This is a genomic window from Kribbella lupini (assembly GCF_039529595.1).
GTDB classification, from domain to species: domain Bacteria; phylum Actinomycetota; class Actinomycetes; order Propionibacteriales; family Kribbellaceae; genus Kribbella; species Kribbella lupini.
In genome coordinates this window covers 682,406-705,600 of record NZ_BAAANC010000004.1, presented here as the reverse complement: position 1 = coordinate 705,600, position 23,195 = coordinate 682,406, and the positions used below count along the sequence as shown (strand labels likewise).

Sequence of the window (23,195 nt, the reverse complement as noted above, 5' to 3'; positions counted from 1 at the left end):
GGATGCGGCGGCTGCTGGCCCGCACCCTCATCCCGATCGCCGCCCTCGCCGGCGCCGCGGCCGCCCTCCCCGCGGCCGCCGCGCCCGCCACTCCTCTTTCCCCCTCCGCGCCGCAGGCGCGGGAAGCGCTGGCGGCGAAGGTGGTCGTCATCGGCGTACCGGGGTTGACCTGGTTCGACGTACAGAACTCACCCGAGCTGACCGCTCTGGTCGGCCAGGCGAACGTCGGGTCGATCGCCGTGAAGACCGCCGGCCCGCACACCTGTCCGGTGGACGGCTGGCTCACGCTCGGCGCCGGGACGCGCGCCTGGGGCAGCGTTCCCGACCAGCCGTGCGGCGAGCTGCCTGCTGTTGCCGACGGCAAGGTCCAGGGCTGGCAGACGTACGTCGACCGCCAGGCCGAGCACCACACCGGCGCGCCGCTCGGCCGCCTCGCCGAGAGCCGCGCGAACGTCTGCGGTTTCGGCCCGGGCGCCGCGCTCGCCCTGGCGAGGACCGACGGCACGGTCACCAACTGGCAGCCCACCTTCGACGCCACCAAGCTCGCGAGCAGCACCTGCGGCGACGCGATCGTGGACGCCGGCGCGATGCCGATCCGCGAAGGCCGCAAGGAGTTCCGGGCGAAGGTCGCCGACCTCGTCGTCCAGGCCCGCGCGGCCGGCGGCTGGGTGATCCTGGCCGGCATCAGCCAGGAGGTCGAATGGGCGCACCAGGAGACGCTCCCGGTGCTGCAGCTCCCGCCGGACAACGGCGCCCGCTGGCTGACCAGCGACTCGACCCGCCGCCCCGGCCTGATCCAGCTCACCGACCTGACCGCGACGATCCTGCGCGGCGAGGCCAAGCCGATCGACCCCGCCGGCGAGGAGAAGCCCGGACCGCTCGACGGCAACGAGATCCGCGTCGACGGGGACGTCCACACCGACTCCGCCGCGGTGATCGACGAGCGGATGGACACCAACCAGCGCTTCGACCAGCCGCGCCCGATGCTGGTCGCGGTCTCGATGACGATCCTCGCCGCCGAGCTGATCGCGCTCGGCTGGTTCTGGTTCAGCCGCAGCAAGCGGTCCCGCAGCGTGTTCTCGTTCACCCTGCTCACCCAGGGCGGCTTCTTCATCGCCGTGTTCCTGTCCACCGCGACCTTCTGGTGGCGCTGGCCGTCGCCCGGCCTTTCCCTGTACGCCGTGGTGCTCGCGATCAGCGCCGGTTTCGCGGCCGTCTCGAAGGTGCTGTTCGGCAGGTACGCGTACGTCGGGATCGCGCTCGCGGCGTACCTGATCCTCCTGGTCGACGGCGTCCTCGGCACCCCGCTGCAGTTCGGCAGCATGTTCGCCGACGGCCCGGTGATCGGCGGCCGGTTCTACGGCTTCGGCAACTCGACCTTCGCGACCCTGGCCGTCGCCGCGCTCGTGGTCGCCGGTGTGGCCGCGCAGAAGCTCATCGACCGCAGCCGCGTCCAGGCCGCGCTCGCCGTCCTGGCGATCGGCGGCGCCGCGATCGTGGTCGACGGCAAGCCCGGCTGGGGCACGGACTTCGGCGGCATCATCGCGCTGACCCCGGCCGTCCTGCTGATGGCCTGGCTGACCTGGCGCGGCGGCATCACGCTGCGCGCTCTGATCGGCATCGGCGTGACCGGCGTCCTGGCGGTCTCGGCGGTCGCGTTCCTGGACTTCCTGCGGCCCGAGGACCAGCGCAGCCACTTCGGTGCGTTCGTGGCCCGGTTGCTCGACGGCGACGTGGCCGACGTCCTGATCCGCAAGCTGGAGATGGCCGTCGCGTTCTTCTCCGGCCCGGCCGGCTGGGCGATGCTGGTCGCGGTGGTCCTCGCGATGCTGGCGACGATCCTTCCCGACCGGGTGCCGTCGGCGGCGTACCGGGCCTTCTACCCGAGCCGGACGATGGTCCGGCCCACCCTGCTCGCGCTGTCGACCTGCGGTCTGGTCGGCATGCTGCTCAACGACGCGGGCGTCGCCCTGCCCGCGATCATGACCGGCTTCGCCGTCCCGCTGCTGGTGGCCCACCTGGTCGCCTCGCCGAGGCCAGCTACCGTTTCTCCCGAGTCCCACCTAGTTCAGGAGCACTAAATCGTGTCCACCGACACCGTGAGCAACGCGACCAGTACGCCGGACGTCGAGCAGCCGTGGGCGGAGCTCGGCCTCAAGCCGGACGAGTACCAGCGGATCCGGGACATCCTCGGCCGGCGCCCCACCAGTTGCGAGCTGGCGATGTACTCGGTGATGTGGAGCGAGCACTGCTCGTACAAGTCCTCCAAGGTGCACCTGAAGAAGTTCGGCGACATCCCGCAGGAGACCCCGGCGGGCAAGATGCTGGCCGGGATCGGCGAGAACGCCGGCGTGATCGACATCGGTGAGGGCTACGCGGTCACCTTCAAGGTCGAGTCGCACAACCACCCGTCGTACGTCGAGCCGTACCAGGGCGCGGCGACCGGGGTCGGCGGCATCGTCCGCGACATCCTGGCGATGGGCGCCCGCCCGGTCGCGGTGATGGACCCGCTGCGGTTCGGCCCGCTGGACGCGCCGGACACCAAGCGTGTGCTGCCCGGGATCGTCTCCGGCGTCGGCGGCTACGGCAACAGCCTGGGCCTGCCGAACATCGGCGGCGAGGTCGTCTTCGACTCGACGTACCTCGGCAACCCGCTGGTCAACGCGCTCTGCGTCGGCGTGATGAAGCACGAGGACCTGCACCTGGCCAACGCGACCGGGGTCGGCAACCAGATCATCCTGTACGGCGCCAAGACCGGCGGCGACGGGATCGGCGGCGTCTCGGTGCTCGCGTCGGAGACCTTCGCCGACGGCGGCCCGACCAAGCGTCCCGCGGTCCAGGTCGGCGACCCGTTCATGGAGAAGCTGCTGATCGAGTGCACGCTCGAGCTGTTCGCGGCCCGGATCGTCGAGGGCATCCAGGACCTCGGCGGCGCGGGGCTGTCCTGCGCGACCTCGGAGCTGGCCAGTGCCGGCGACGGCGGCATGCACGTCTCGCTCGACAAGGTCCCGCTGCGCGACGCCTCGCTCGCTCCGGAGGAGATCCTGATGAGCGAGTCGCAGGAGCGGATGATGGCGGTGGTCACGCCGGACAACGTCGAGCAGTTCCTGAAGATCTGCGAGAAGTGGGACGTCCAGGCCGACGTGATCGGTGAGGTCACCGACACCGGGCTGCTGCAGATCGACTGGCACGGCGAGCGCGTGGTCGACGTACCGCCGCGCACCGTCGCGCACGACGGCCCGGTCTACGAGCGCCCGTACGCGCGGCCGTCCTGGCAGGACGAGCTGCAGGCCGACGGCGCCGAGAAGTTGCCGCGGGCAACCACTGGTGAGGAGCTGCGGGACACCCTGCTCAAGCTGATCGCCTCGCCGAACCTGTGCGACAAGTCGTGGGTCACCGACCAGTACGACCGGTACGTGCTCGGCAACTCGGTGCTCGCGCAGCCGGAGGACAGCGGCATGGTCCGGGTCGACGAGACCAGCGGGCTGGGTGTCGCGGTCTCCACCGACTGCAACGGCCGCTTCGCCAAGCTCGACCCGTACACCGGCGCGAAGCTGGCGCTGGCCGAGTCCTACCGGAACGTCGCCACCACCGGCGCCCGCCCGGCCGCGGTCACCGACTGCCTGAACTTCGGCTCGCCCGAGGACCCGGCGGTGATGTGGCAGTTCTCCGAGGCCATCCGCGGCCTGGTCGACGGCTGCATCGAGCTGGGCATCCCGGTCACCGGCGGCAACGTGTCGTTCTACAACCAGACCGGTGAGACCCCGATCCTGCCGACGCCGGTGGTCGGCGTCCTCGGGGTCATCGACGACGTCACCCGGCGTACGCCGATCGGCTTCACCGCCGAGATGGAGGGCCACCAGCTCTACCTGCTCGGCGAGACCGAGGAGGAGCTGTCCGGCTCCGAGTGGGCGCACGTCGTCCACGGTCACCTCGGCGGCCGCCCGCCGGCCGTCGACCTGGGCGTCGAGCAGCAGCTGGCCGACATCCTGATCAACGCGTCGCGCGACGGCCTGATCGACGCCGCCCACGACGTCAGCGACGGCGGTGTGGCGCAGACGCTGGTCGAGTCCGCCATCCGCGGTGGCACCGGCGCGCGGGTCTGGGCACCGGACGGTCTCGACCCGTTCTTGTTCCTGTTCGCCGAGTCGGCGGGCCGCGCGGTCGTCGCCGTTCCCCGCACGGAGGAGGTCCGGTTCACCGACATGTGCACCGCGCGCCGCTTCCCGCACGCCAAGATCGGCGTCGTCACCGGCGACACCTTGGACGTCCAGGACCAGTTCGAGATCCCGCTGACCGACCTGCACGCCACCTGGTCGGCAACGCTTCCGGCCGCTCTGGGCTGACCGGTCGGGGCCGGGCCGATCGTGGTCCGGCCCCACCGGTAGCCTCCGCCGCATGCGTGAACTCGAGTGGGACGGCGCTCTCAACGCGCGAGACCTGGGCGGCCTCCCGGCCACCGGCGGTCCGATCCAGTACGGCCGCGTCTACCGCTCGGCCCACCCCGACGCCCTGACCGACACCGGCCGCGAGGCGCTGCTCGCGGCCGGGGTCACCACCGTCATCGACCTGCGCAACGCCGATGAACGCGCCGGCGTCCAGGTCGTCGACGGCGTGACGATCCACCACCAGCCCGTCGAGGACCAGTCCGACCAGGCCTTCATGGCCGAGTGGGGCGAACGACTCAACAGCCCGGCGTACTACAACGCCGTACTGCACCGCTGGCCGGGCCTGGTCACGGCAGTCTTCGCCCGCCTGGCCGACGCCCCACCAGGCGGCGTCCTGATCCACTGCCGAGCCGGCTGCGACCGCACCGGCATGATCGTCTCGATGCTCCTGTCCCTGGCCGGTACGCCGGTCGCCGACATCCTCGACGACTACGAACTGGCGCTGCGCAGCAACCCGGACGACCGTCCTCTCCCCGGCCAGACCCTCGACCAGCACTGCGCCCAAGCCTGCGCCGAACTGATCGCCTTCCTCGGCTCCGTCGACATCCCCCGCTACCTGACCTCCAGCGGCCTCAGCTTCGAGCAGCTCGCGCGCGTACGGGAACGGCTGGTCGCGACCACGTTCGCGTGACCAGGGGTCTGGCACACTCGGTACGACGCTAGTGGGGAGTGTGGGATGGCTGACAACGAGTGGGAGCGGCGGCCTGATCTGCCCTTGGGGAAGGCGGCTGGTGGGCAGCTGGGGAACCTGGCGGGGATGGCGGCTGCCGCGGGCCAGGAGGCTCGGGTGGTGGCGGCTCGGCGGCGGATGGCTTCGGTGCGGTTGACCGACGAGGAGCGCCGGGTTTGTTTCGACGAGCTGGCGGAGCAGTTCGCGGTGGGCCGGTTGGACGAGGACGAGCTGCATCGGCGCGTGGACCTGGCGCAGGAGGCGGTGACGCACGGGGACCTGCTGGTGGTCTTCGGCGGTCTGCCGGCGCCGTCGTTCTACTCGCCGCCGGCCAAGAAGCCGGGGCGGTGGCGGTGGGCGGCGTTCGTCGGGGCGGTGTGGCTGGCGTTGCCGTTCTTCCTGGCCGGCTTGGTGTTCCTGGTGTTCGGGAAGGAGATCGCGGCGGCGATCTTCGGGCTGCCGGCGATCGCCTGGGTGCTGGTGACCTGGCGCTGGGCCTCGGCGCCGAAACGTCAGGCTCGCCGCCGCTGACCGGTGGGTCGAGCGGCGGCGAGTGCCCTACTTGGTTTCGGCGACGTCCAGCTGGACCTCGCCGGCGATGTACGACGTGGCGTCGTGCACGTACCAGCTGTCCGGCGGGGTGCCGATCGGGCCGGTCTCGGGACGCGTGCCCGCGGCGTGGTAGCTCTCGATGGTGAGGCCGTGGGCGGCGAGGACCGGCTTGACCTGGGCGATCGTCAGGCCGCGGAACTTCACGCCGGCCAGGATCTCACCGGGGTCGTCGATGTTGCTGCTGAAGTGGTGGTACAGCTCACCTTTCTTCGCGGCCCGGCCGAAGTCGATCTCGGCCCAGCCGACGAAGTTCTTCGGCACCTCGACGCCTTCCTGGCAGCCCGGGTCGGAGGCGTTCAGCGTGCCTGAACACTTCTCGCCCGGTTCGAGCAGCCGGAGCTTCGACTGCTCGTTCGGGAACGAGTAGCCGACGAACTTGCCGACGCTGGGCGGACTCACCGGGACCGCGTTGACCTTCACCTTCAGGCCCATCGACTTGAACTCGGCGTTGTAGCGCTTCGGGTCGGCGCTCGGGTCGACCACCCGGACGATCACCGAGCTCCCGGTGTCGGTGAAGGACAGCGCCCGCGGCTGGTCCTGCCCGGGACTCCGTACGACGGTCGCCGCGACGACACCGACGATCAGCAAGCTGAAGGCACCGGCCAGAGCGAGGCGAGGCCGGGCCGGACGGAAGCGGGTGCGCGGGGTTCCGCCCGAGCCGACCGGCTCCGCCCCGGCTGCCGCCGTGGGCGAGGCGTGTGGCGCCTCGGAGGTGGTGACGATGTCGTCGGCGAGGTGGGCCCACGTGTCGTCCCCGACGGCGGTGGTGGTGCTGGGCTTGAGCGCGCGGACGGCCGCGTCGGTGTCAGATGTCTTCATGGGAAACCTCTCCTCTCACCGTGGCCGGTGCGCTGGTGGTGAGCAGCTTGGCAAAACGTTTGCGGGCCCGGTGCAGGCGAATTCGGACGGCGTTGCGCGAGCAGCCGAGCACGGTCGCGATCTGGGCGGTGTCCAGGTCCTCCCAGGCGACCAGCGTGAGCAGCTCGCGATCAGGCTCGGGCAGGGCGCGGAACGCCCGCGCCGCGGCCGAGTCGCCGTCGACGGGCTCCGGGCCGGGGGTGGCCGTGTCGACCAGTTCGTCGCGCAGCCGGTCGGCCAGCGCGTTGCGCCGGCCCTCACCGCGCCGGTGGTTGGCGAGCACCCGCCGGGCGACGCCGTACAGCCAGGGCTTGGTCTGGTCCCCGCCGGGCACCTCGTCGAGGCGGCGCCAGGCCACCACGAACGTGTCGGCCAGCAGGTCCGCGGCGTCGTGGCTGGAGCCGGTACGGCGCTGCAGGTAGCCGAGCACCGCCTCCCGATGGGTGCCGAACACCTCCTCGAAGCGCTCCCGGCGCCCGCTGTCCCCCGGCGGGTCGTGCACGGCTGCCTCGCTCACTGGCCCGGGGCGGGGCCTGATCGGTGTCTGCGTCATACCCCGTACCTGTCCGGCACCCTTCGGCCCATTTCACCGCGGTGAAGTGTCAGCGGGCGCTCGGGAAAGTGTCAGCCGGTCATCACCCGGGGTAGGACTGAGGCGACCCCGACCCGAAAGGCTCGCCCATGCCTCTTCCCCCTGCCACCCGCGGCGGCCACTACGTGCCGAACCGGGAGCCGCTGCGGCCGGTGCCGTTCCAGAAGCTCCCGCCGGGCGCGATCGAGCCGCGTGGTTGGCTGGCGCAGCAGCTCGACCTCCAGGTCAAGGGCCTGTGCGGCCGGTACGACGAGATCTCCGACTTCCTGGTCTACGAGACCAACGGCTGGGTCGACCCCGCGAAAGACGCGTGGGAGGAGCTGCCGTACTGGTTGCGGGGCTTCGGCGACCTGGGCTACGTCACCGGTGACACCGGCGTCCTGACCCGGACCGAGCGCTGGATCAACGGGATCCTCGGCACCCAGGCGGCCGACGGGTGGTTCGGCCCGGAGCGGTTGCGGACCTCGCTCGAGGGCGGTCCGGACTTCTGGCCGGGGATGCCGCTGCTGGGAGCACTGCGGTCGTGGTTCGAGTTCACCGGCGACGAGCGGGTGATCCCGTTCATGAGCCGGTACCTCGCGTTCCAGAACAAGCAGCCGGCCGAGGTGTTCAACCGCTCGTGGGGCGCGTTCCGGTGGGGCGACAACATCGACAGCGCGTACTGGCTCTACAACCGGACCGGCGACGCCTGGCTGCTCGACCTGGTGCACAAGATGCACGCCGGGTCGGCCGACTACGTCAGTGGCATCCCGAACTGGCACAACGTCAACCTCGCGCAGGGGTTCCGCGAGCCGCTGCAGTACGGGCTGCTGGCAACGGATCGGGAGTACGCCGCGGCGACGTACCAGAACTACGCGACGATCATGGAGCGGTACGGGCAGTTCCCCGGCGGCGGGTTCGCCGGGGACGAGAACTCGCGGCCCGGGTTCGGCGATCCACGGCAGGGGTTCGAGACGTGCGGGATCGCGGAGCTGATGCACAGCTTCGAGATGCTGACTCGCTTCACCGGGGACACGGTCTGGACCGATCGGTGCGAGGAGCTCGCGTTCAACTCGCTGCCGGCGTCGTACGACCCGCTGCAGCAGGTCATGCACTACATCACCTGCGCGAACAGCGTCCAGCTCGACGACCGGGTCAAGCACGGGCAGTTCGAGAATCCCTTCGCGATGCAGGCGTTCAAGTACGGCGTACGTCAGTACCGGTGCTGCCCGCACAACTACGGAATGGCCTGGCCGTACTACGCGCAGGAGCTCTGGCTGGCGACGACGGACCACGGGCTGGCGGCGTCGATGTTTGCCGCCGGCAAGGTGACGGCGAAGGTGGGTGACGGGACGGTGGTGACCGTTGTCCAGGACACCGAGTATCCGTTCGACGAGACCGTGACGTTGACAGTGCAGACCGCTGCTCCCGTTGCCTTTCCCTTGTACGTAAGGATTCCCGGTTGGGCTGAAGGGGCTGAAGTCAACGGAGAGCGGGCTGAGGGCAACTGGGTCAAGCTCGATCGGACGTGGAACGACGGCGACCAGGTGACGGTGAGGTTGCCGATGCGGACCAGCACCCGGGTGTGGTCGAGCAACCACAACTCGATCTCGGTCGATCGCGGCCCGCTGACGTACTCGCTCGCGATCGCCGAACGGTACGAGCGGATCGGCGGCACTGACGAGTGGCCGGAGCTCGCGGTCTACCCCGAGTCGCCGTGGAACTACGGCCTGCCGGTCGACGCGACGTTCGAGCTCGTACGGCGGGAGCCCGGTCAAGATCCGTTCACGCAGGACGGCGTACCGGTCGCGCTCACGACAACCGGGCAGCGGATCCCGCAGTGGGAGACCGACACCGAGGACGTCGTCGGCCTCCTGCAGCCGAGTCCCGCCGCGACCGCGGAGCCGGTCGAGCAGATCGCGCTCATCCCGATGGGGGCCGCGCGCCTACGGATCACGTCGTTCCCACAAGTCGATGCCCAGGGCAAGGAATGGATCCACCGCACCCGGATCACCGCGTCCCACGTCAACCACGGCGACTCCCTGGAGGCACCCCACGACGGCCGCCTCCCGACGTCTTCGTCCGACGACACCATCCCGCGCTTCACCTGGTGGGACCGCTGCGGCACGACCGAGTGGATCCAGTACGACCTGCGCACCCCGCGCGACCTGTCTCAGGTCGCCGTCTACTGGTACGACGACACCGCCACCGGTCACTGCCGCGTCCCCGCGTCCTGGCGAGCCCTCTGGCTCGACGGCGACACCTGGCGCCCGATCGAGACGACGTACGAGACCGCCCCCGACCGCCTCAACACCGCGACCTTCCCACCCGTCCACGCGCAGGTCGTGCGCATCGAAGCCACCCTCCAGCCGACCTTCTCAGCAGGCATCCTGTCCCTAGCATTCAGCTGAGCTCTGGGGGATGGCATGCCGGACGACGTCCTGACGGCGCACATCGTGCGACTGCTCGCCGGTGGTCCGCGGAGCTGCTCCGACCTGGCGCGGCGGATGGGCGTCCCCGCGGAGGACCTCGGCGTCGTGCTCGACAGCCTGGTCGGCGAGGGACTGCTCCGTGGCCGGGACCCGTACGAGCTGAGCGAGGCCGGGCGCGCGCGGGCGCAGTGGAGCACCCAACTGCTCGTCGGCGGCCCGGTCGACCCGACCGGTCACCTCGACGCGGCCGAGCAGCGCCGGATCCGGGAACAGGAGGAGGCCAAGCAGCGCCGAATCCGGGAGTTGAGGGAGGCGGATCAGGAAGCACACCGGCGGGAGAAGGCGCGGAGGCTCGCCAGAGCACGGCGCCGGGCCAGGCGTTGGGCCGCCGCCCGCGAGAAGCAGCGCCAGAGAACGTTGAGGCGGACACAGCAGTCGCTCGAGCAGGGCGGACGCACGCCGGTTCCCGCTGGAACGTTCCGGTGGTGGATGGAGGCCGTCGTGCAGGGCGTCGCCGGCTGCTGTGTGCTGGTCGGGCTGCTGGTCCTCCTGATCGTCAGCGATCACCCCGACAAGGGGGCCCACGCCTTCAGCGTCCTGCTCGTCGGTGGCACCCTCCTGTTCAGGGCCGTTCGGGCTCACTTCGGGTCGCCGTGAGCGATGAAATACCGTGGCCCTCGTGACTCCTGTACTGCGGCCGGCGGTGCCGGCGGATGCTGCTGCGATCGCGGAGTTGATGCGGGCTTCCACCGTCGAGCTGTTCCCGGCGTACTACGACGAGCGGCAGACGGCGAGTGCGGCGGTGCACATCGCCGCGCTGGACCTGGCGCTGATCGAGGACGGGACGTACTACGTCCACGAAGCCGCGGGGGAGATCGTCGCGTGCGGCGGGTGGAGCCGACGGAACAAGCTCTACAACGGGACCGGCGCCGGTGCGGACGCGCGGCTGCTCGATCCGGCGACCGAACCGGCGCGGATCCGGGCGATGTTCGTCCGCGGCGACTGGACCCGCCGCGGGCTCGGGCGGGCGATCCTGACCGCCTGCCTGGACGCCGCGAAGGCGGAGGGGTTCACGAAGCTCGCGCTGATGGCGACCCTGCCCGGCGTACCGCTGTACAAGTCCTTCGGCTTCACCGAGCTCGGTGCGGAGGAGCTGACCATGCCTGACGGCGTCGTCCTGGGCGGCGTCGCGATGGAACGATCCGTCGACCGATCGGAGATCCACCAATGACCGCTGGAACCACCGTGACAGCCCCCGACGGCACCGAGGTCGTGCTCGGCGAGATCGGCACCCGGGTGCTGCTGGAGAACCCCCGGGTCCGGGTCTGGGAGGTCGCGCTCGACCCGGGCGAGGCGCAGGGCTGGCACCTGCACCACAACCCGTACGTCGTGCTGTGCCTGTCCACGTCGCCCTGCCACATGGACTGGCTCGACGGCAGCCCGGCCCGGCAGCTGAGCGAGACGGTCGGCGGTTCGGTCTACCGGCCGGTGTCGCCGGTGCACATGCTCACCAACCACGGCGACGCGGCGTACCGGAACCGGCTGATCGAGGTGCTGGACCTGGGCGAGGAGGCCTCCGGCCTGCCGTACGACGTACCGCAGGGTGTTGCCACCGGCAGCAGCTTCGCCGAGGTCGGTGAGGTCCCGGCGAAGGTCGTGGTGGACGAGGACGACGTACGGGTCCAGCACGTCACGCCGGACGCCGGGGAGTCCTACACCTGGCAGACCGGCGCGTATCCGGCCCTGGTGGTCGACCTGGACCTGGAGACCGAGCCGCTGGCCGGTCTGGTCTACCTGGAGCCGGGGGAGTCGTACACGCTCCCGGCCAAGCCCAGCAGGACCTCCGGCTACAACCTGGTCGAGCTGCGCTACTTCAGCCGCTGACGCACGGCCGCTGCGCTGTCCAGGGTCAGTGCGGTCGCTGCAGCCATCGCTGCGTCGACCGCGCTGATCTGACGCAGCTTCGCCTTCACCAGTGGGACCTGCGGCCCGACCGCACTGAGCTCCTGTACGCCGAGGCCGACCAGGAGCGTCGCAGCGAGCGGATCGCTGGCCAGGTCCCCGCACACGGCGACGTGAACGCCCAGCGGCACCTGACGAACCACCCGGTCGATCAGCCGCAGTACGGCGGGATCGAGGCCGTCGGCCAGCGGCGCGACCGCCGTGTTCGTACGATCCGCCGCTGTCGTGTACTGCGTCAGGTCGTTGGTACCGATGCTCACGAAGTCGAGCCCGACAGCCAGCGTCTCGATCCGCAGCGCGGCGGCCGGGACCTCGACCATGATGCCGACCTTGAGTCCCTCGGGTCGCGGGCCGAGCTGCTGCAGCGCCCAGGCGACCTCCTCGGCCGTGGTCACCATCGGAAACATCACCTGCACCGGCGTCTCGCCCGCGACCTCACGAATCGCCTCGAGCTGCGTCGCGAGCAGCTCGGGCCGCCGCCGGAACGTGCGAATCCCACGGTCCCCGAGGAACGGGTTCGCCTCGACGTCCTGCGGCAGGAAGCGCAGCGGCTTGTCGCCGCCGACGTCCCAGGTCCGGATCGTGATCGGCTTCCCGCCCAGCGCGGCAGCGATCTCCCGGTACGCCGCCGCCTGCTCGGCCACGCTCGGCGCGGTCATCCGGTCGCCGAACAACACCTCGGTCCGGACCAGCCCCGACCCGTCGGCACCGCGTGCGTCGCGCGCGTCCTGCACGGATCCCACATTCACCATCACCGGGATCGTCCGCCCGTCGACAGTCGTCGCCGGCTCGTCGACCGCGCGCAAAGCCGCATCACGCTCGCCCTGGCGCTCGCGGATGGTCACCTCGAACGCTTGCCGATCCGGCTCGACCACGAACGACCCGGTCCGCGCGTCGAACCCCACGGTCGCACCGTCGGTGACCGCAACGTCCCCGATCCCTGTGATCAAAGGGATCCCGCGCGACCGCGCGACGATCACCCCGTGCCCGGTCGTCCCCGCGGCCCGTACGGCGATCCCCGCGACGGACGCGTCGACCACGGCCGCCGTAGCGGCATCCAGCTCGGGCACGACCAGAACGCTTCCCGGCGAAGGCTCCGCGGGTTCGGGCGAACCGGTCAGCGCGCGCAGTACCCGGTCCCGCACGCTGCGGACGTCTTGGGCCCGCTCCCGCTGGTAGACGTCCTCCAGCCGGTCGAAGGTCGACGCCAACGCGTCGAACGTGTGCTTCCACGCTGTCGGCGCGTCGATGCCCTCGCCGACTTCCTGGAACACCGGGCTGATCAGCTCGTGGTCGCGCAGCAGACCGGCCTGGGCCTCGAAAATGGCCGCCTCGTCGGCACCGATCCGCGCGCTGGTCGCAGCCTGCAGCTCCGCCAGCTGCACGCCGGCCGTGTGGACGACCTGCTCCGCTCGGGCCCACTCCGTCTTCATGTCGCCAGGCCGGTAGCCGCTCAGATCCACGCCGTCGGCAACAACTACCGCGGGTCCCAGCGCCACGTCCAACCCAGATCCGCTCATCCGGGTGACTGCAGGGTCCGGGCTGTCCGGCGGTGCGGCCTCGGACTGCCCGGTGGCGGGTGCCTCGTCGAAGTTCCGGTCCGCAAGCTCCCGGATCGCCCGCAGGGCATCGAGGGCATGCTCGCCGCTGGCGATGAACTCCAGGATGTGGCCCTTTTGTGCGTCAAGGGTGGCGACGCGACTCAGGCTGCGCGCGTCGACCGGACCTCGTTCGCTCATCAGGTTGCGGACCGAGACGTAGGCATCGAACCGGCCGACCACGCCGACCAGCTTCGCCGCCGGTCGCGCGTGCAGGCCGTGCTCGATGCGAAGTACAACTTCCATGCTGTGCTGGTCGGCGTGCGCGACCTCCCTGGGCGGGGCCGCGGCGGCCGCGTCGCCCAAGTGGTCCTGCTTGCCCGCCAGACCTTGCGCGGCCTCCGCGAGGACTGCGTCCAACGTTGCTCCGGTCGATGCCGTGACGACGGCGGCGACCAAGCCCTCCACCAGCGGGGCGCTCGACAGCTTCACCCTCTGCGCCGTCTCCGGATCCACGAACTCCAGCGCCATCTCGGCGCTCAAGACCGCACTCCCCAGATCAAGCAGCACCAGTACCCCGTCCGGCCCGTCCGCCGCACCGATCGCCTCCGCGACCGCCGCCGCGTCCGTGCCGAAGGTGGTCTCGTCCAACCCGGCCGCCACCGCGATCACCGGACGGTTGTCAGCAGCAACCATCTCCGACGCCAAGCCAACAGCCGCGTCGGCCAGCGCGCGGCTGTGCGACACGACAACGATGCCGATCAAGCCACCCTCACCCCATCAGAGCCAGAGCCCACGCCCCACGACGACGAGCGCCGAGAGGAGTTCATCCGAGCGTACGGGCGGCCGACTCCAGCAGCAGCGTGGTGCTGGTCGCGCCCGGGTCCTGATGGCCCGCGCTGCGCTCACCGAGGTAGCTCGCGCGACCCTTCCGGGCAACCAGCGGCACCGTTGCGTCCCGCCCCTTCGCCGCGGCCTCCGTGGCGGCGACCAGCGCGCCGCGCAGGTCCGCGCCTCCGGCAACGGCCTCGTCGTACGCCGACAGCGCCGGCGCCCACGCGTCGTACATGGTCTTGTCGCCGGCCTCGGCCTTGCCGCGGGCAAGAATTCCGCCGACCCCGGCCTTCAACGCCTCACCGACAGTCGCCGCCGACACCTCGGCACCGGCCAGTGCCGTCCCGAAGCGCAGGAAGAACGTCCCGTACAGCGGTCCGCTCGCGCCGCCGACCTTGCTGACCAGCGTCATCCCGGCCTTCTTCAGCAACTCGTCGACCGAGTCGAAGGTGGTCTCGTCGAGCACCGCGACGACCGCTGCGAAGCCCCGGTCCATGTTGCTGCCGTGGTCGGCGTCGCCGATCGCCGAGTCGAGCTCGGTCAGGTACGCCGCGTTGTCGTGCAGCGTCCGTGCGAGGTCCCGTAGCCAGTTCGCGAAGTCGTCGACACCCATGCTCACGCGCCCCAGCGTAGGCCGGGGGTGTTCACGGGGGCGTCCCAGAGCCGTACCAGCTCGTCGTCCACCTTGAGCAGCGTCACCGAGCAGCCGGCCATCTCCAGCGAGGTGATGTAGTTGCCGACCAGCGAGCGGGCCACGGTGATCCCGGCGGCGTCGAGCAGCTGACGGACCTCGTTGTACATCACGTACAGCTCGATCAGCGGCGTCCCGCCCATCCCGTTGACGAAGGCGATCACCGAGTCGCCCTGCTGGTACGGGAGATCCTGCAGCACCGGGTCGACCAGCAGCGCCGCGACGTCCTTGGCGGGGGCCAGTGGCAACCGTTGCCGGCCGGGCTCGCCGTGGATGCCGATGCCGACCTCCATCTCGTTCTCGGCCAGCTCGAACGTCGGCTTGCCCGCGGCCGGCACCGTGCACGAGGTGAGCGCCATGCCCATGCTGCGGCCCTGGGCGTTGACCTTCTTGGCCAGGTCGGCGACCTCCTGCAGCGGACGGCCCTCCTCGGCGGCCGCGCCGACGATCTTCTCCAGCAGCACGGTCACGCCGACGCCGCGGCGGCCGGCGGTGTAGAGGCTGTCCTGGACCGCGACGTCGTCGTCGGTGACCACGGACAGGACCTCGGTGCCGGCCTCGGCGGCGGCCAGCTCGGCGGCCATCTCGAAGTTCATCACGTCGCCGGTGTAGTTCTTCACGATGTGCAGGACGCCGGCGCCGCCGTCGACCTCCTTGGTCGCGGCCATCATCTGGTCCGGCACCGGGGAGGTGAACACCTCACCCGCGCACGCCGCGTCCAGCATGCCCGGCCCGACGAACCCGCCGTGCATCGGCTCGTGCCCCGACCCACCACCGGAGATCAGCCCGACCTTCCCGCTGCGGGGTGCGTCCTTGCGGTAGACGATCCGGTTCTCGTGGTCGACCCGGACATGGTCGGGATGCGCGAGAGCGATCCCGCGCAACGCTTCACTCACAACATCGGCAGGGTCGTTGATGAGCTTCTTCATGGGACCCATCTGAGCACACAGCACGCCGTGGCGGGAGTCCCCGGCGGTGCCGCAAATGTTGAACGTTCAAAGTCGGCCGGGCCGCCCTTTCGGGCAGACCTCGGACCGGCCGGTCCTAGTCCTTGGGACGCAGCAGCGGCCGGACGACCTCGCGGGCGTCGTGGATCCGCGACTTGACGGTGCCGAGCGGGGCGCCGACCTCCGCCGCGATCTCCTCGTACGACAGGCCGTAGACGTCGCGCAGGACCAGCGGCGTGACCATCTGTGGGCGGGACTTCTCCAGCGTCTCGAGGGCCTCGAGCAGGTCCAGGCGGGTGCCGGCGATCACGCTCGTGGTGCGCGGGTCCGGGCGGTCCATCGTCTCCGGGTTGTGCGCGGCCTGCGCGGTCCGCTTGAGCTTGCGGTACGTCGAGCGCGCCGAGTTCGCCGCGACCGAGTGCACCCAGGTGGAGAAGCTGCTGCGGCCGGAGTACGTGTTGATCTTGGTGGCGATGTTGAGCAGCGCCTCCTGCGCGGCGTCCTCGGCGTCCGCGGAGTACGGCAGCACGCTGCGGCAGATCCGCAGGACCCGCGGATGGACCAGCCGGAGCAGGTCGTCCAGGGCGTTCTTGTCGCCGGCCTGGGCTCGCTCGGCCAGGACCCCGAGGTCGTCGGTCGGACCGCTGGTGTCGCTCATCAGCACCTTGTCTGTTCGTTTCCGCCACGGTGGTGCCCCGGAGGTTGTCAACAGGGTTGTCAACACGGCCGGGACCAGGGAACTCCCAGTGATCCATAATGCCTTGTATGGGGGTCCCATCCAGACTAGGCCGGTACGTCGTGCGCCGACGCCTGGGCTCAGGCGGTTTCGCGACGGTGTGGCTGGCTCACGACGAGCAGCTGGACGCCGAGGTCGCGGTCAAGGTGCTGGCCGAGAACTGGGCCCACGACGACGCCGTCCGGCGGCGGTTCCTGGAGGAGGGGCGCTTCCTGCGCCGGGTCGAGTCCGAGCACGTCGTCCAGGTGCACGACGTCGGTGAGCTGGAGGACGGGCGCCCGTTCCTGGTGCTGACGTACGCCGATCGCGGCACGCTCGCGGACCGGTTGAAGAAGGAGCCGCTGACCCCGGCCGACGCGGTGGGGGTCGTCGTCCAGGTCGGGCGCGGTCTGCAGGCGCTGCACCGGCGCGGGCTGCTGCACCGCGACGTGAAGCCCGCGAACGTGCTGTTCCGCAGTACGGACGAGGGCGAGCGGGCGGTGCTGTCGGACCTCGGCCTGGGCAAGTCGCTGGACGAGGTCTCACGGATCACGATGCCCGGCGGTACGCCGTCGTACGTCGCGCCGGAGCAGGCGATGGGTGAGCGGCTCGACGAGCGCGCCGACCAGTACTCGCTGGGCGCGGTCGCGTACGCCGCGCTGACGGGCCGGTCGCCGCACCAGGTCGACGGGCTGGGCGCGGCCGGGCGGGTCAACGCGCCGGCGCCGCCGAGCAGCCTCGGGTTCGACGTACCGGACAAGATCGACGAGGCGATCGTGCGCGCGCTGGACCCGGACCGGGCGAACCGCTGGCCGGACGTCGCGAGCTTCACGCGCGAGCTGGTCGGGGCGCTGGACGAGACGACGCACGGGTTCGTGCCGCCGTCGGTCACGGGGATGACGACGGAGTCGATCTCGGTGACCGGAGCGGGAGTGGACGCTCCGACCGAGCGGCCGCCGTCGGAGGCGCCGACCGAGCTCCGGCCGACCGAGCCGGTGGCCGACGCGGACCCTGAGCCGACGGCCTTCAGTGACGAGAACGCGCCGACCCTGCTGAAGCCGGAGCAGGCGGAGAAGGCGCCTGAGACCGCGCCGGTGCTCGAAGACCAAGCGGTGGCGGTCTCGCCGTTGGCCTCGGTCGGCTCCGTCGGCGAGGTCGTTGCGGCAGGCAAGTCCAAGAAGGCCCGCAAGGCCGAAGCCAAGGAAGCGAAGGCAGCGGCCAAGGTGGCCAGGCCCCCGCGGCGGAAGGGCCGGTGGATGGCCGCGGCGGTGGTGGCCTTGCTGGTCGGAGGCGCCGCCGGCTTCAGCTACCAGCGGTACGTCGAGCCGCGCACGATGGGCGATCTGCACGGGCAGAGCACCGTCCAACGCAACTGATTCGTAAACTTTGGTGTCAGGGGGATTTCACTGAGCGCGCCCGGACGCCTACTCTGCTGCGGCCCCCGTTTCACCGCGCCGCTGAGGAGTCCCCGTGCGGGATGTGATCGACCGGCTGATGCCGTCGCCAGCCCTGGTCCAGTCGAGCCGTCGCCGGTTCTACCGGTTTCGCTCCATCGTCTTCCGCACCATCTGGCCGCGCGAAGCCTCACAGTGAGGAGTCGGAGCGCGTGACGTTGTCCGTCGCGCGCTCCAGGACCGCCGGGATCGCTTCCTTGTCCTGGCTCAGCCCGGACACGGCGATCTCGACGGCACAGTTGCCGGAGTCGTCGAGCGCGACCCAGCGCACCACGACGTACCGCAGGATGTTCTCCGGGTCCGGGACGTACGTGTAGGTCAGCGTCGCCGACCGCTTGTCCTCGGCGACGCGCCGGCTCACGATCTGCAGGTCCTGCCGGTACGGCGTGCCGTCCAGCTGCCCGATCCGCTCGGCCATCGACGCCGCCGGTGGCCGCTCGATGGTGAACCCGGCCTGGACCCGGACGAAGCGCCGTCCGGTCGGATCGGTGAACCGGGCCTCGTTCTGCGGGTCGGCGGACAGCGTCATGTGCCAGTTCTTCGGCACGTGGACGGTCACCCGCGACCGGACCGTCTTCTCCGCGACGAACTCCCGCTCCTTGTACTTCAGCTCGTCCTTGTCCAGCGCCGGCGTCGGATCCTTCACCGCGACGTTCAGCGGCTCGGTCGGTGTCGGCGTGACGTCCTCACTCGGACGCAACGGAGCCGCCGACCCCGTCGGCTGGTCCCGGGGCTCGGTGAGATGCCCGATCCCGTACCCACTGGCCGCACCGGCCAGCGTGACCACGACCAGCCCGGCACTCACCAGCACGCCACCCACGAATCGCCCGGCCACGGGCATGCCTCCTCTCCCGGTTCCGTCCCCGATGGCACTTGGACACCGTAAACCGGCGAAAGGTTCGCTCCGCGGGTCAGTAGTCCCTGATCGTGACCGATTCGCTGGCCTTGGCCAGCACAGCCTTCAGTCCGGCCGCATCCTGCGGCAACCCGGTGACACTCATCTCGACGGTCGCCTGCGAGTCGCCGCCCGTGGCGACCCAGCGAACGATCACGTACCGCAGGGTCTCGGTCGGGATGTAGGTGTAGATCAGCGTTGAGACTTCCCGCGTCCTGCCGTCGTCGCCGGTCACGGTGGAGTCGTAGTTCTCGAGGATCTTCAGGTCGTTCTCGGGAGCCTGGCTGGAGACGAGTCCGGCGATCAGTTTCTCCCGCTGCTCAGCGGTGGTCAGGTCCGGCGGGAACCCGGACTCGACCCGCACCCCGCGTTCCTTCAGCGGATCGAGGAACTTCACCTCAGCCGGTGTCTTCGGCGAGCTGGTGAGCTGCCAGCCGCGAGGCATGTCGATCGACACCTTGACCCTCGGCGACGGCTCCTGCCGGACCGTGAAGGTGTGTTCGCGGTAGCGCAGCCCGGTGGCCTTGAAGGCGGGCACGTGATTCGGTATCGGACTTTTGACGATGACGTCGGCCGAGGGCGAGTCGCCGCCGCTCGGGTAGCCGTTGCTCGCGCTGGCCGTGGTCGGCTGGGTCAGGTCGCCGACCAGGTAGCCGCCGGCCGCGCCGATCAGGCCGAGTGCGACGACGCCGCTCGCGAGGACCGCTGTCTTCACCCGTGCACCAGGTCCCAGAACGCGATCTCGAAGCGGGCGACGCGGTCGAAGGCGAGCTCCATCGCAGGGGTCAGTTCCTCGCGGTCGACCAGGGCGCCGAGCTGTTCGACGTACGCCGCGAACTCCGGTGACGACCAGTTCGCGATGAAGCCGGCGTACTGCGTGTCCGGGCCGGTGGTGTCGCGGACCGACGCCCAGGCGTCGTAGTACGCCTTCTCCACGGCGTACAGGACCGTGATCGCGACCGGCCAGCCTTCACGCACGGTGCTCAGCAGGTACGACGAGTAGCCGACGTTCAGCAGCGACGGTTCGCCGGTGAGGTCGAGGCCGCGTTCGGCGGCGGCCTTCTCGAACAGGGCGAGCTCCGGCACCAGGGCGGCGATCCCGTCGGCGAGGACGGCGCGGGCCCGGTCGTCGGGGGCGATGGCGGTCAGCTCGCGCAGGTAGTCCTGGAAGGACCGCACGAAGAAGTGGTCCTCGGCCAGCCACCGGTCGAACGTTGCTGTCGGCAACGACCCGGCGGAGGTCTCGGCGACGAACGGGTGGTCCAGGATGCGCTGCCAGGCGCTGGCCTGCCCGGTCAGCAGGGTACGGGTGGTCTCGGGCACCTGGCCATCTTCTCAGGCCCTTGGTCGGCCCGCCGCACTGAATCCTTTCAACCGGTGACGCCCGAACCCTTGACATGCCGTCGGCGCGCTTCGTACCGTGCCGCAGAGACGAAGATAACACTCAATCCCGATTTCTTCCCAGCCAACCGTGATAACTCACGGGCGCTGCGTGCTGCCCGAAACTCAGGAGGAACCATGGCACCCGAGGTCATCCGTACGCCGGTCAGCCGCAGGCGGCTCCTGCAGTTGATGGGCGGAGCGCTGGGCGCCGGCGCCCTGGCCGCGTGCGGCAGCACCAACTCCCGCGGTGGTGGAGCGAGCGGCGGCGGCCTGAAGGTGATCGGCGCCGGCAGCCAGGAAGCGGGGCTGCGGAAGGCGCTCGACGAGTACAAGAAGAAGGACAGCTCGTTCGACTTCAACCTGTCCTTCTCACCGGCCGACCAGCTCCAGACCGCGCTGCGCGCCCAGTTGGCGGCGGGCAACGCGCCGGACCTGCACGCGGTCTACCCGGGCAACGGCAGCGCGATGTCGATGGTCCAGCTCAGCAAGGCGAACCTGCTGGCCGACCTGAGCGACCAGGCCTGGACGCAGAAGATCCCCGCCGGCTTCAGGGGCGCGTACCAGCAGGACGGCAAGACCTACATCTTCTCGCCCGGCACCAGCGTGCTCGGCGCGATCTACAACAAGAAGGCGTTCGCCACCGCTGGTGTGGAGGTGCCGACCACCTGGAGCGAGCTGCTCACGGTCTGCGAGACGCTGAAGAAGAAGGGCATCGTCCCGCTCGCGCTCGGCGCCCAGACCCCTTGGGTGACACAGCTGGTCAACTACGCGCTGGTCCCGGGCACGGTCTACGCCAAGCAGCCGGACTTCGACGACAAGATGATCGCCGGTTCGGCCTCGTTCGCGGACTCCGGCTGGGCCGACGCGATGGGCAAGTACCTCGAGCTGCAGAAACGCGGCTTCTTCAACGACAACCCGAACGGTACGACGTACGAGCAGGCGACCTCGATGGTCGGCACCGGCAAGGCCGCGATGGCGGTCCAGGTCTCGGCCGTGCTGCAGGCCTACCGCGAGGCGGCGCCGTCGCCGGACGACCTCGGCATGTTCCCGTTCCCGGCCACCGACACGGTCGCCGACAACTGGATCCCCGGCGGCATCGTGGTCGGGCTGGCGGTCAGCGCGAAGAGCAAGCAGGCCGACCAGGCGCGCAAGTTCATCGAGTTCTGCGGCCAGCCGGACATCGTCAACGCCTGGTCCGAGGCCGTCGCCTGCGTGCCGCTGTACTCCGACGGCGAGCCGAAGGTGGATCCGGTGCTCACGCCGTTCCTGCCCTACCTGTCCGGCAACAAGGCGGTCCCGTTCATGGACCAGCGCTGGCCCAACGCCGAGGTCCAGCCGACGCACTTCGCCGTCGTCCAGGAGCTGCTCGGTGGCCGGAACACCGTCGCCGGTGCGCTGAAGAAGATGGACGAGGCCTACCGGAAGAGCGCATGACGGCGCAGGCCCTGGTGACCCAGCCGGCCGCGGTCAAGCGGGTACGCCGGGGCGGTGGCATCGCGCCACCCTGGCTGTTCGCCGTACCGGCGTTGCTGGTCTACGCGCTGGTGATGCTCTACCCGAGCATCGTCGGCGCGGGATCGGCCTTCACCGACTGGTCGGGCGTCGGTGAGCAGCGGTCATTCGTCGGGCTGGCGAACTTCCGGGAGCTGCTGCACGACGACCAGGCGCTCGGCGCGCTGCGCAACACGCTGCTGCTGACGCTGGCGATCGTGGTCGTGCAGAACGGGATCGGCCTGCTGCTCGCGCTCGGCGTGCACACCACGATCAAGAGCCGGATGGTGCTGCGGGTGATCTTCTTCGCCCCGGTCGTGGTCAGCCCGGTGATGGTGTCGTTCCTCTGGAAGTACGTCTACAACCCGGCGCCGGACGCGGGCCTGAACGCGGCGCTGAACGCGGTCGGGTTGGGGGCCTTGCGGCAGGACTGGCTGGGCAACCCGTCGATCGCGATCTGGTCGGTGGCCTTCACCGTGATCTGGCAGTGCGCCGGCTACTCGATGGTGATCTTCCTGGCCGGCCTCGAAGGCGTACCGAAGGAGCTGCACGAGTCGGCGATGGTCGACGGCGCCGGGACCGTCGCGCGCTTCCGGCACATCACTTGGCCGCTGCTGGCGCCCGCGGTGACGATCAACGTGATGCTGTCGACGGTCGGCGGCCTGACGCTGTTCACGCAGATCATCGCGATGACGAACGGCGGACCCGGCTACGCGACCGACACCTTGTCGACCGTGCTCTACAAGCAGGCCTTCGTGTTCGGGAAGTTCGGCTACAGCACCGCCGTCGCGCTGGTGCTGGCGATCTTCGTCGCCGCGGTCTCGTTCGTCCAGATCGCCTACCTGCGTTCCCGGGAGACCACCGCATGAGGACCGGATACCGCCCACGGACCTTCGTCCTGGAGATCGTCATGGTGGCGGCCGCGGTCGCCTTCCTGTTCCCGGTCTACGCCCTGGTGACGCTGGCGTTCAAGGATCCGGGCCAGATCGCCAACGCGCCGCTGTCGCCGCCGAACCCGCCGTCGGTGGACAGCTTCGGGACCGCCTGGCAGTCGGCGACGCTCGGCGCGGCGCTGTTCAACAGCACGCTGATCACCGTGAGCAGCGTGCTCGCGCTGATCGTGCTCGGCTCGCTGGCGGCGTACTTCCTGGCCCGGCGGGCCGGCCGGCTGAGCTACGGCCTCTACATCCTGTTCCTGGTCGGCATCATCCTGCCGTTCCAGCTCGGCATGATCCCGCTCTACCAGCTGGTCAACGACCTCGGCCTGATCGGCACCTACCAGGGCATGATCCTGTTCTACACCGGGATCCAGCTGCCGTTCACGGTGTTCCTCTACACCGGCTTCATCCGCTCGCTGCCCGCCGACTACACGAACGCGGCGCTGATCGACGGCGCCTCACATCTGCAGGCGTTCGTGCACGTGATCTTCCCGCTGCTGCGACCGATCACCGGCACCGTGCTGATCCTGAACGCGGTGCACGTCTGGAACGACTTCTTCACCCCGCTGCTGTACCTCGGCGGCTCCGGCCGGGAGACCGTCCCGGTCAAGGTCTTCGCCTTCGTCAACGAGTACACCTCCGACTACGGACTCGTCGCGGCCGGGCTGGTGCTCGCCGCGCTGCCGATCCTGGTCGTCTTCCTGGTCCTCCAGCGCTACGTCATCCGCGGCTTCTCCAGCGGACTGAAGGGTTGAG

22 protein-coding genes and 1 pseudogene are annotated in these 23,195 nt (G+C 70.2%); 13 read left to right on the top strand and 10 right to left on the bottom strand.

What is annotated here, in order from left to right; genetic code table 11:
- Positions 1 to 2 precede the first annotated feature (2 nt).
- Genes ABD235_RS36455 through ABD235_RS36440 form a run of 4 tightly spaced genes read left to right on the top strand, consistent with a single transcriptional unit; the run spans position 3 to position 5,649 of the window.
- Positions 3 to 2,081: a hypothetical protein gene (locus ABD235_RS36455; RefSeq protein WP_344182616.1), complete on the top strand. Its 2,079-nt coding sequence runs from the start codon at positions 3 to 5 to the stop codon at positions 2,079 to 2,081.
- Between the two features lie 3 nt (positions 2,082 to 2,084).
- Entirely contained in the window at positions 2,085 to 4,346 is a 2,262-nt protein-coding gene (purL, locus tag ABD235_RS36450; RefSeq protein ID WP_344182614.1) for a phosphoribosylformylglycinamidine synthase subunit PurL, read from the top strand.
- Between the two features lie 52 nt (positions 4,347 to 4,398).
- Positions 4,399 to 5,079, top strand: coding sequence for a tyrosine-protein phosphatase (locus tag ABD235_RS36445; protein WP_344182612.1), 681 nt, complete (start codon positions 4,399 to 4,401; stop codon positions 5,077 to 5,079).
- A 45-nt stretch (positions 5,080 to 5,124) separates the two neighbouring features.
- Positions 5,125 to 5,649, top strand: coding sequence for a DUF1707 SHOCT-like domain-containing protein (locus ABD235_RS36440; protein ID WP_344182610.1), 525 nt, complete (start codon positions 5,125 to 5,127; stop codon positions 5,647 to 5,649).
- Between the two features lie 27 nt (positions 5,650 to 5,676).
- Here ABD235_RS36440 and ABD235_RS36435 read toward each other — a convergent pair whose 3' ends face one another.
- Together ABD235_RS36435 and ABD235_RS36430 are read right to left on the bottom strand one after the other, a co-directional pair.
- Entirely contained in the window at positions 5,677 to 6,549 is an 873-nt protein-coding gene (locus ABD235_RS36435) for a hypothetical protein (RefSeq protein WP_344182608.1), read from the bottom strand.
- A complete protein-coding gene (locus tag ABD235_RS36430; RefSeq protein ID WP_344182606.1) occupies positions 6,536 to 7,141 on the bottom strand; it encodes an RNA polymerase sigma factor in 606 nt (201 codons plus the stop codon). Before ABD235_RS36430 ends, ABD235_RS36435 begins: the two co-directional genes overlap by 14 nt.
- A 128-nt stretch (positions 7,142 to 7,269) precedes the next feature.
- Between ABD235_RS36430 and ABD235_RS36425 the strand changes: the two genes are divergently transcribed.
- Genes ABD235_RS36425 through ABD235_RS36410 form a run of 4 tightly spaced genes read left to right on the top strand, consistent with a single transcriptional unit; the run spans position 7,270 to position 11,475 of the window.
- A complete protein-coding gene (locus tag ABD235_RS36425; RefSeq protein WP_344182604.1) occupies positions 7,270 to 9,570 on the top strand; it encodes a beta-L-arabinofuranosidase domain-containing protein in 2,301 nt (766 codons plus the stop codon).
- Positions 9,571 to 9,585: 15 nt separating this feature from the next.
- The gene (locus ABD235_RS36420; protein WP_344182602.1) at positions 9,586 to 10,248 is read left to right on the top strand and encodes a hypothetical protein; all 663 of its coding nucleotides are present in this window, start codon (positions 9,586 to 9,588) and stop codon (positions 10,246 to 10,248) included.
- Positions 10,249 to 10,270: 22 nt separating this feature from the next.
- Positions 10,271 to 10,822, top strand: coding sequence for a GNAT family N-acetyltransferase (locus ABD235_RS36415; RefSeq protein ID WP_344182601.1), 552 nt, complete (start codon positions 10,271 to 10,273; stop codon positions 10,820 to 10,822).
- On the top strand, positions 10,819 to 11,475 hold the full coding sequence (locus tag ABD235_RS36410; protein WP_344182599.1) for a cupin domain-containing protein: 657 nt from the start codon (positions 10,819 to 10,821) through the stop codon (positions 11,473 to 11,475). Before ABD235_RS36415 ends, ABD235_RS36410 begins: the two co-directional genes overlap by 4 nt.
- Here the strand turns inward: ABD235_RS36410 and ptsP are convergent.
- The 5 genes and pseudogenes from ptsP to ABD235_RS36385 form a co-directional block, all read right to left on the bottom strand.
- The gene (gene ptsP, locus ABD235_RS36405; protein WP_344182717.1) at positions 11,460 to 13,397 is read right to left on the bottom strand and encodes a phosphoenolpyruvate--protein phosphotransferase; all 1,938 of its coding nucleotides are present in this window, start codon (positions 13,395 to 13,397) and stop codon (positions 11,460 to 11,462) included. The genes ABD235_RS36410 and ptsP overlap by 16 nt on opposite strands.
- Positions 13,398 to 13,445: 48 nt before the next feature.
- Positions 13,446 to 13,856 (bottom strand): annotated as a pseudogene (gene dhaM, locus ABD235_RS36400) (dihydroxyacetone kinase phosphoryl donor subunit DhaM); the annotation flags it as partial.
- Positions 13,857 to 13,917: 61 nt separating this feature from the next.
- Positions 13,918 to 14,538, bottom strand: a complete 621-nt coding sequence (dhaL, locus tag ABD235_RS36395; RefSeq protein ID WP_344182716.1) for a dihydroxyacetone kinase subunit DhaL — start codon at positions 14,536 to 14,538, stop codon at positions 13,918 to 13,920.
- 2 nt (positions 14,539 to 14,540) lie between these two features.
- The gene (gene dhaK, locus ABD235_RS36390; RefSeq protein ID WP_344182597.1) at positions 14,541 to 15,545 is read right to left on the bottom strand and encodes a dihydroxyacetone kinase subunit DhaK; all 1,005 of its coding nucleotides are present in this window, start codon (positions 15,543 to 15,545) and stop codon (positions 14,541 to 14,543) included.
- Between the two features lie 115 nt (positions 15,546 to 15,660).
- A complete protein-coding gene (locus ABD235_RS36385; RefSeq protein ID WP_344182595.1) occupies positions 15,661 to 16,221 on the bottom strand; it encodes an RNA polymerase sigma factor in 561 nt (186 codons plus the stop codon).
- A gap of 107 nt (positions 16,222 to 16,328) precedes the next feature.
- On the opposite strand from ABD235_RS36385, the gene ABD235_RS36380 reads away from it, so the two are divergent.
- Together ABD235_RS36380 and ABD235_RS36375 are read left to right on the top strand one after the other, a co-directional pair.
- Positions 16,329 to 17,654, top strand: coding sequence for a serine/threonine-protein kinase (locus ABD235_RS36380; protein WP_344182593.1), 1,326 nt, complete (start codon positions 16,329 to 16,331; stop codon positions 17,652 to 17,654).
- Between the two features lie 94 nt (positions 17,655 to 17,748).
- A complete protein-coding gene (locus ABD235_RS36375; RefSeq protein WP_344182591.1) occupies positions 17,749 to 17,871 on the top strand; it encodes a hypothetical protein in 123 nt (40 codons plus the stop codon).
- Here ABD235_RS36375 and ABD235_RS36370 read toward each other — a convergent pair.
- The 3 genes from ABD235_RS36370 to ABD235_RS36360 form a co-directional block, all read right to left on the bottom strand.
- Complete coding sequence (locus ABD235_RS36370; RefSeq protein ID WP_344182589.1) at positions 17,863 to 18,567, bottom strand: hypothetical protein; 705 nt, start codon at positions 18,565 to 18,567, stop codon at positions 17,863 to 17,865. The two genes, ABD235_RS36375 and ABD235_RS36370, sit on opposite strands and share 9 nt — an antisense overlap.
- 76 nt (positions 18,568 to 18,643) lie before the next feature.
- Entirely contained in the window at positions 18,644 to 19,342 is a 699-nt protein-coding gene (locus ABD235_RS36365; RefSeq protein ID WP_344182587.1) for a hypothetical protein, read from the bottom strand.
- Complete coding sequence (locus ABD235_RS36360; protein WP_344182585.1) at positions 19,339 to 19,950, bottom strand: TenA family protein; 612 nt, start codon at positions 19,948 to 19,950, stop codon at positions 19,339 to 19,341. The genes ABD235_RS36365 and ABD235_RS36360 overlap by 4 nt, the downstream gene beginning before the upstream one ends.
- Positions 19,951 to 20,145: 195 nt before the next feature.
- On the opposite strand from ABD235_RS36360, the gene ABD235_RS36355 reads away from it, so the two are divergent.
- The 3 genes from ABD235_RS36355 to ABD235_RS36345 are packed head-to-tail and all read left to right on the top strand — an operon-like array spanning position 20,146 to position 23,194.
- Positions 20,146 to 21,444, top strand: coding sequence for an ABC transporter substrate-binding protein (locus ABD235_RS36355; RefSeq protein ID WP_344182583.1), 1,299 nt, complete (start codon positions 20,146 to 20,148; stop codon positions 21,442 to 21,444).
- A complete protein-coding gene (locus tag ABD235_RS36350) occupies positions 21,441 to 22,370 on the top strand; it encodes a carbohydrate ABC transporter permease (RefSeq protein ID WP_344182581.1) in 930 nt (309 codons plus the stop codon). The genes ABD235_RS36355 and ABD235_RS36350 overlap by 4 nt, the downstream gene beginning before the upstream one ends.
- Positions 22,367 to 23,194: a carbohydrate ABC transporter permease gene (locus ABD235_RS36345; protein ID WP_344182579.1), complete on the top strand. Its 828-nt coding sequence runs from the start codon at positions 22,367 to 22,369 to the stop codon at positions 23,192 to 23,194. The genes ABD235_RS36350 and ABD235_RS36345 overlap by 4 nt, the downstream gene beginning before the upstream one ends.
- Position 23,195 lies beyond the last annotated feature (1 nt).